6 protein-coding genes are annotated in these 7043 nt (G+C 67.1%); 3 read left to right on the top strand and 3 right to left on the bottom strand.

Translation table 11 applies throughout. The features are described from left to right. Together ABW137_RS07725 and ABW137_RS07720 are read right to left on the bottom strand one after the other, a co-directional pair. On the bottom strand, nucleotides 1-778 hold a 778-nt coding region (locus ABW137_RS07725), incomplete at its 3' end, for an NAD(P)-dependent alcohol dehydrogenase (RefSeq protein WP_526398539.1). A 230-nt stretch (nucleotides 779-1008) separates the two neighbouring features. Next, the gene (locus ABW137_RS07720; RefSeq protein ID WP_526398537.1) at nucleotides 1009-2103 is read right to left on the bottom strand and encodes an iron-siderophore ABC transporter substrate-binding protein; all 1095 of its coding nucleotides are present in this window, start codon (nucleotides 2101-2103) and stop codon (nucleotides 1009-1011) included. Nucleotides 2104-2295: 192 nt separating this feature from the next. Here ABW137_RS07720 and ctaD point away from each other — a divergent pair, with 192 nt between their 5' ends. Beyond that, nucleotides 2296-4041 (top strand): aa3-type cytochrome oxidase subunit I, encoded by a 1746-nt coding sequence (ctaD, locus tag ABW137_RS07715; protein WP_526398535.1) that lies wholly within the window; start codon nucleotides 2296-2298, stop codon nucleotides 4039-4041. 19 nt (nucleotides 4042-4060) lie between these two features. Continuing rightward, nucleotides 4061-5296: a phosphoserine phosphatase SerB gene (gene serB / locus ABW137_RS07710; protein WP_526398533.1), complete on the top strand. Its 1236-nt coding sequence runs from the start codon at nucleotides 4061-4063 to the stop codon at nucleotides 5294-5296. Nucleotides 5297-5311: 15 nt separating this feature from the next. Here the strand turns inward: serB and yczR are convergent, their stop codons facing one another. Beyond that, nucleotides 5312-6796, bottom strand: a complete 1485-nt coding sequence (yczR, locus tag ABW137_RS07705) for a MocR-like transcription factor YczR (RefSeq protein WP_526398532.1) — start codon at nucleotides 6794-6796, stop codon at nucleotides 5312-5314. A 62-nt stretch (nucleotides 6797-6858) separates the two neighbouring features. Here yczR and ABW137_RS07700 point away from each other — a divergent pair, with 62 nt between their 5' ends. Beyond that, complete coding sequence (locus tag ABW137_RS07700) at nucleotides 6859-7041, top strand: hypothetical protein (RefSeq protein WP_526398530.1); 183 nt, start codon at nucleotides 6859-6861, stop codon at nucleotides 7039-7041. Nucleotides 7042-7043: the final 2 nt, after the last annotated feature.

The following is a 7043-nucleotide window of genomic DNA, read 5'->3' as shown; positions in this document are numbered from 1 at the left end:
GGCCCATGTAGGCGGCGAGGTCGAGAGTCGCCGACACGGTGTTGACGATCAAGTCGAACTTGCCCGCCAGCTTGGTGAACGTGTCGGGGTCGCTGGTCGCGTAGTACTCGTCCGCGCCGAGGCGCAGGCCGTCCTCCATCTTCTTGAGCGACTGGCTCAGGACCGTCACCTCGGCGCCCATCGCGTGCGCGATCTTGACACCCATGTGGCCGAGACCTCCGAGTCCGACGATGGCGACCTTCTTGCCGGGTCCCGCGCCCCAGTGGTGCAGCGGGGAGAACAGGGTGATGCCTGCGCACAGCAGGGGAGCGGCCTTGTCCAACGGGATGCTGTCCGGGATGCGCAGAACGTAGTTCTCGTCGACGACGATGGCCTGGCTGTAGCCGCCGTAGGTCGGGGTGCCGTCGCGCTCGGTGGCGTTGTAGGTACCGACCATGCCGCCCGGCCCGGTGCAGTACTGCTGCAGTCCGGCCTTGCAGTTGTCGCACTCACGGCAGGAGTCGACGAAGCAGCCGACGCCGACGTGGTCGCCGACCTTGTACTTGGTGACCTCGGAGCCGACCTCGGTGACGACGCCGGCGATCTCGTGGCCCGCGACGACCGGGTATTCGGGCTGGCCCCATTCGGCCTTGACGGTGTGGATGTCGCTGTGACAGATGCCCGCGAATTTGATGTCGAAGGCGACGTCGTGCGGGCCGACGTCGCGGCGTTCGATGGTGGTCTTGGCGAGTGGCTCGGTGGCCGACGTGGCGGCGATGGCATTAACGGTAGTGGTCATCTTCTCTACGTACCCTCTTGTCGTCTTGTCATGCGAACCCTCGCCTGAGCTTTGGCAAGGGCATGAAATGGGCGCTGCATTGCGCCCCCGGTGGTGCCAACTTCGTCCTCTGTCGGATTAGTCCCAAACTCCGGTAACTACCAGGCTAGAGCCAGGGGGCGCGGAGCGTCGCGGCGAAGCCCGTCCGCCCGTAGCGAACGACTCCGGCCACGTGCAACGCGACGCAGACGCTAGTTGATCGGCGCGTTCACGTAGCGCAGGTCGGCGAGCATCCCGCGGGCCGCCACGATGCCCTCGCCCGTCTGCCACACCTCGTTGTTCACGACGAAGACGCGGTTGTCGCGGGTGGCCGACAACTTCTTCCAGGCGTCGCTCTCGAGCACCTCGGCGGCGTTGTCCTTGGCCGCAGACGAGTCGAACGAGAGATAGAGGATGTCGCCGTCGGCGGCCGAGAAGTCGGTCGACGTCGAGAGGTCCGTCGTCCCGATCTCTTCGTAGGGTTTGTCCTTGAAGCGCTGCGTGGCGGGCCGGTCGACGCCGACGGCACCGAGGACGCTGGCCGGAAAGTCGTCGATGCCAAAGACTCTCATGGTGTTCTCGGTCAACTGCACTATCGAGGCTTGGTAGTGGGTCGCATCGTTCTGGATGCCGGTCTTGTCGGCATCGGAGTTGAAGTCGTCGATCAGTTGGTTCGCAGCGCCGCCGCGGCCGGTCGCCTCCCCGACGGTCCGTACCGTCTCTTGCCAGCCCGGCCCGGGCGGGCCGGTGAACACGGTCGGTGCGATCGCCGTCAGGGCGCCGTAGGACTCCGGCGTCAGCCCCTGCGAGCCGAGGATCAGATCGGGCTTGGCGGCCTCGATCGCTGCCAGGTCGGGGGCGCTGCGGCTACCGGCGGCCGGGAGGTCGTGGACGACGGTGCCCAGATACGACGGCTGGGTCGACGAACCGTCGGGTAGCGCGGCCGCCACGATCCGCGTCTGCAGTCCCAGTGCGCAGAGCGCGTCGAGCTGGTCGCCGGAGAGCACCACGATGCGCTGCGGGTCCGCGGGCACCCGGGTGACACCCGCCTCGTGGCGGACCTCGCGGGTCTCGGGGCCGTCGTCGAGCGGTGCGGGATCCGCGGCGCAGGACTCGTCGGGCCTGCGCTCGTTTCCCAGGACGCCGGCACCCGCGATTCGAGTGGTGCTGGTGATCACCGAGTTCGCCGCATTCGGCGTCGACGGCCCCGTCGACCCGCCACAGCCGCTGATCGAGGTCACGATCAGCGCGGTGGCGACGGCGGCACCCGACACGATCGGGCCGACCCGCGCTTTGCATGGCAACACGCCGCGACGGTACCAATTCGTCGGGGCGTAACGGCGCTCCCGGGCCGGTCAGACCACGTCAACCGAGAGGTTCCTGCCAATTACGACGGTTTGTAGGACCCACGACGCCACCGGGGGCTGCGGGGGATAAGATTGCGCCCGAGCATCTCGAGGCCCAGCGGGATTGCTCCCGACGAACTTTTGGAGGACCTGTTGGTAGCCGAAGCGCCCCCAATCGGAGAACTCGAGGCACGCCGTCCGTTCCCGGCGCGGATGGGTCCCAAGGGCAACCTGATCTACAAGCTGGTGACGACCACCGATCACAAGTTGATCGGCATCATGTACTGCGTCGCGTGCTTCATCTTCTTCTTCATCGGCGGCTTGATGGCGCTGTTCATGCGCGCCGAACTCGCGCTGCCGGGGCTGCAGTTCCTGAGCAACGAGCAGTACAACCAGCTGTTCACCATGCACGGCACGGTGATGCTGCTGTTCTACGCGACGCCCATCGTGTTCGGCTTCGCGAACCTGGTGCTGCCGCTGCAGATCGGTGCCCCCGACGTGGCGTTCCCGCGGCTCAACGCGTTCTCCTTCTGGCTGTTCCTCTTCGGCGCCCTCATTGCGATCGGCGGTTTCGTCACCCCCGGCGGCGCCGCTGACTTCGGCTGGACCGCCTACTCACCGCTGACCGACGCCATCCACTCACCCGGCGCGGGCGGTGACCTGTGGATCATGGGCCTGGCCGTCGGTGGTCTTGGCACCATCCTCGGTGGCGTGAACATGATCACCACCGTGGTCTGCATGCGCGCCCCCGGCATGACGATGTTCCGGATGCCGATCTTCACCTGGAACATCCTGGTGACGTCGATCCTGGTGCTGTTGGCGTTCCCGCTGCTGACCGCCGCGCTGTTCGGTCTCGCCGCCGACCGCCATCTCGGCGCGCACGTCTACGACCCGGCCAACGGCGGGGTGCTGTTGTGGCAGCACCTGTTCTGGTTCTTCGGGCACCCCGAGGTGTACATCATCGCGCTGCCGTTCTTCGGCATCGTCAGCGAGATCTTCCCGGTGTTCAGCCGCAAGCCGATCTTCGGCTACACCACCCTGATCTACGCGACGCTCGCCATCGCCGCCCTGTCGGTGGCGGTCTGGGCCCACCACATGTACGCCACCGGCGCGGTGCTGCTGCCCTTCTTCTCGTTCATGACGTTCCTCATCGCCGTGCCGACGGGCATCAAGTTCTTCAACTGGATAGGCACGATGTGGAAGGGCCAGTTGACGTTCGAGACGCCGATGCTGTTCTCGGTCGGCTTCCTGGTCACGTTCCTGCTCGGTGGCCTGTCCGGCGTGCTGCTGGCCAGCCCGCCGTTGGACTTCCACGTCACCGACAGCTACTTCGTCATCGCGCACTTCCACTACGTGCTCTTCGGCACCATCGTGTTCGCCACCTACGCGGGCATCTACTTCTGGTTCCCCAAGATGACGGGCCGATTGCTCGACGAGCGGCTGGGCAAGCTGCACTTCTGGCTGACGTTCATCGGCTTCCACACCACGTTCCTGGTGCAGCACTGGGTCGGTGACGAGGGCATGCCCCGCCGCTACGCCGATTACCTGCCCAGCGACGGGTTCACCACGCTGAACGTGGTCTCGACCATCGGTGCGTTCATCCTTGGCATCTCGACGATCCCGTTCGTGTGGAACGTGTTCAAGAGCTGGCGCTACGGCGAGCCGGTGGTGGTGGACGATCCGTGGGGCTACGGCAACTCCCTGGAGTGGGCGACCAGTTGCCCGCCGCCGCGGCACAACTTCACCGAGCTTCCTCGGATCCGTTCGGAGCGACCAGCTTTCGAGCTGCACTACCCGCACATGGTCGAGCGGATGCGGGCCGAGGCCCACATCGGTGGCGGACCACACCCGTCGGGTGGCGACGTCACCGAACGTGACGACGCCCAAGTGCGTACCTGACGGTAGGCGACGCAACGGCGTGGATAGGTCTACTTCGAGCCTGCTGATCACGGTCACCGGGCGCGATCAGCCAGGTGTCACGTCGGCGCTCTTCGAGGTACTCGCGCGGCACGAGGTCGAACTCCTCAACGTCGAACAGGTCGTCGTACGCAAGCGCCTGACGCTGGCCGTGCTCGTCGCCGGACCCATCGACGTGATGAGCGGTGGAGCGCTGCGCGACGAGGTGCAGAAGGCCATTTGGGACATCGGCCTCGACGTGACGGTCGAGCGCAGTGACGACCTTCCGGTCCTCCGGGAACCGTCCACGCACACGATCGTCGTACTGGGCCGTCCCATCACCGCCGAGGCATTCGGCGTGGTGGCCAAGGAGGTTGCCGCGCTGGGCGTCAACATCGACACCATCCGTGGGGTCTCGGACTACCCGGTGACCGGACTCGAGCTGCGCGTGTCGGTGCCGCCAGGCGCGGCCTACAGCCAATTGCAGACCGCGTTGGCGCGCGTGGCCGTCGCGGAGAGCGTCGACATCGCGCTGGAGGACTACAGCTTGTCGCGACGGGCCAAGCGGCTCATCGTGTTCGACGTCGACTCGACCCTGATTCAGGGTGAGGTGATCGAGATGCTGGCCGAGCGGGCGGGCGCGCTGGCCGCCGTCGCGGAGGTCACCGAGGCCGCGATGCGTGGTGAGCTCGACTTCGCGGAGTCACTGCACAAGCGGGTCGCGACGCTGGCGGGCCTGCCCGCCGAGGTGCTCGACGACGTCGCCGACCAGATCGAGCTCACCCCGGGCGCCAGGACGACGATACGAACGTTGCGCCGCTTGGGCTTCCACTGCGGCATCGTCTCCGGTGGCTTCCGTCAGGTGATCGAACCGCTGGCCCACGAGCTGATGATGGACTTCGTCGCGGCCAACGAACTGGAGATCGTCGACGGCAAGCTGACCGGCAGGGTGGTGGGTGACGTCGTCGACCGGCCGGGAAAGGCGAAGGCGCTGAGGGACTTTGCGCAACAGGCCGGGGTTCCGATGGAGCAGACCGTCGCCGTGGGCGACGGCGCCAACGACATCGACATGCTGGCAGCGGCCGGGCTGGGCGTGGCGTTCAACGCCAAGCCCGCTCTTCGGGAGGTTGCCGACGCCTCACTGAGCCATCCGTATCTCGACACGGTGTTGTTCATCCTCGGCGTCACGCGGGGCGAGATCGAGGCCGCCGACGCGGTCGACGGCACGCTGCGGCGCGTCGACATCCCCGACGTCTGACCCGCACTAGGGGCGTCAGACGACGACTGCGCCGCGCTGCCCGTTCAAGGATCCGGTGACGTTGTGCCATGCGCGGGCCAGGAGTTCGACGGCGTAGGGCAACTGGTCCTCGGGCAGCGTATACGGCACCCTGATGTAGCGCTCCAACGTGCCGTCGACACCGAACCGCGGGCCTGGGGGTATCTCGACGCCGAGTCGGGAGGCGGCCGCAGACAGCGCCGAACTCATCGGAGCGGGTAGCCGCACCCACAGCGCCAGCCCGCTGACGGGCTGTCCAGGCGCCGGCAGCGGCTCCCAGTCCGGAAGATGGTGGGCGAGCAGCGCCGTCATCAGGGACCGGCGCTCGCGGATCAACTGTCTGCGGCCCGGCAGCACGCTGTCTGCCGAGGCGAGAAGCCTTGCCGCGGCCAGCTGCTCGAGGATCGGCGTGCCCAGGTCGATCGACGGGCGGACCGCCTCAACGGTCGCCAGGGCAGACCGCTCGGCCCGGATCCACCCGATCCGCAGGCCGCCCCAGAACGACTTGGACATCGAGCCGACGGTGAGCACCAGATCGTGGCGCGTCGTCATCACCGACGCCAGCGGCGGTGGGACCGGTTCGTCGAGCCAGACGTCGACCATCGTCTCGTCGACGATCGTTCTGGTCCTGGTGTCGGCGATGATGTGCGCCAGCCGGATCCGTGCCTCGGCGGGCAGGGTCAGACCGGTGGGGTTGTGACAGTCGGGCATCAGGTAGGCCAGGTTCGGCGCGAGCTGGCGCACCGCAAAGTTCAGCGCCTCGAGATCCCAGGCGTCGTCGGCGGCTTCGGGATTCAGCGCCACGGGCACGGCGCGGGCGCCAGCTGCCGCAATCGCCGCTAGTGCACCGTGAAAACTGGGCTGCTCCACCAAGATTCGGTCACCTGGCTGGATGAACGTGGCGATGATGAGTCCGATCGCCTGCAGGGCGCCCGTCGTGACCATGACTTCGTCCGGGGTGGTCGGGAGGCCTCGCTCGCAGTACCGCGTGGCGATCGCTTCGCGCAGCGGAGCAATGCCCGACATCTCCAGGCCGGGGGTGTCGAGGTACGGCGTCATGCGTTGGGCGGCCTCCGTGTACGCGGCCAGGACGTCGGAGGACGGGGCGGGAAGCGCGGCGGCGGCGAGGTTGATCGTCGCCGCGCCAGGCATCTCGGTGTCGAGAGAGCGGACGAGGGGAGCGGAGGGGGCGGGTAGCGCGGTGGTACTGCGGGCGCCGGGCCGCGACTGCAGATAGCCATCCTCGCCGAGCTGGGCGTAGGCCGTCGTCACTGTGGTGCGCGACACCCGGAGGGACTCGGCAAGCACCCGCTCGCTGGGCAACTGGGCGCCGATCGGCAACCTGCCGTCGACGATCAACATCCGGATGCCGTCGGCAAGACCGCGGTACACGGGGCCGGAGCCATTCGCGGTCCGCCAGTTGCCCAATTCGCGGGCCAATCGGTCGGGATCGAGCTTGCGGGACAGCATCGGTGCCACCATTCGAGCCAGTATTCACCAACTGGATATTGAAAGGCAAGCCACTTCGGGCAGATCATCGAAACATGGAACGAAACTGGATATCCCGGGCGATCGCGTCGATGCGTCGGCAGGCACGCGATTTCAGAGACGCATCCCTGCTGGCCAGGCGCTTCGACGACGGGTGGTACCCGCACGCCGACAGTGACCGGATCCGCCAAGAACTGGCCGCGATCCGGCCGCGCCTCGAAGGCCAGTCGACTCGATGAGC

It is taken from the genome of Mycobacterium sp. (assembly GCF_040509115.1).
Lineage (GTDB): Bacteria > Actinomycetota > Actinomycetes > Mycobacteriales > Mycobacteriaceae > Mycobacterium.
This window is presented reverse-complemented; position numbering and strand designations above follow the sequence as displayed.

Bases quoted from the DNA above. Each gene is read 5' to 3' on its own strand.
- yczR (WP_526398532.1), bottom strand. From the start codon at position 6,796: ATGGTGGCACCGATGCTGTCCCGCAAGCTCGATCCCGACCGATTGGCC.
- ABW137_RS07700 (WP_526398530.1), top strand. From the start codon at position 6,859: ATGGAACGAAACTGGATATCCCGGGCGATCGCGTCGATGCGTCGGCAG.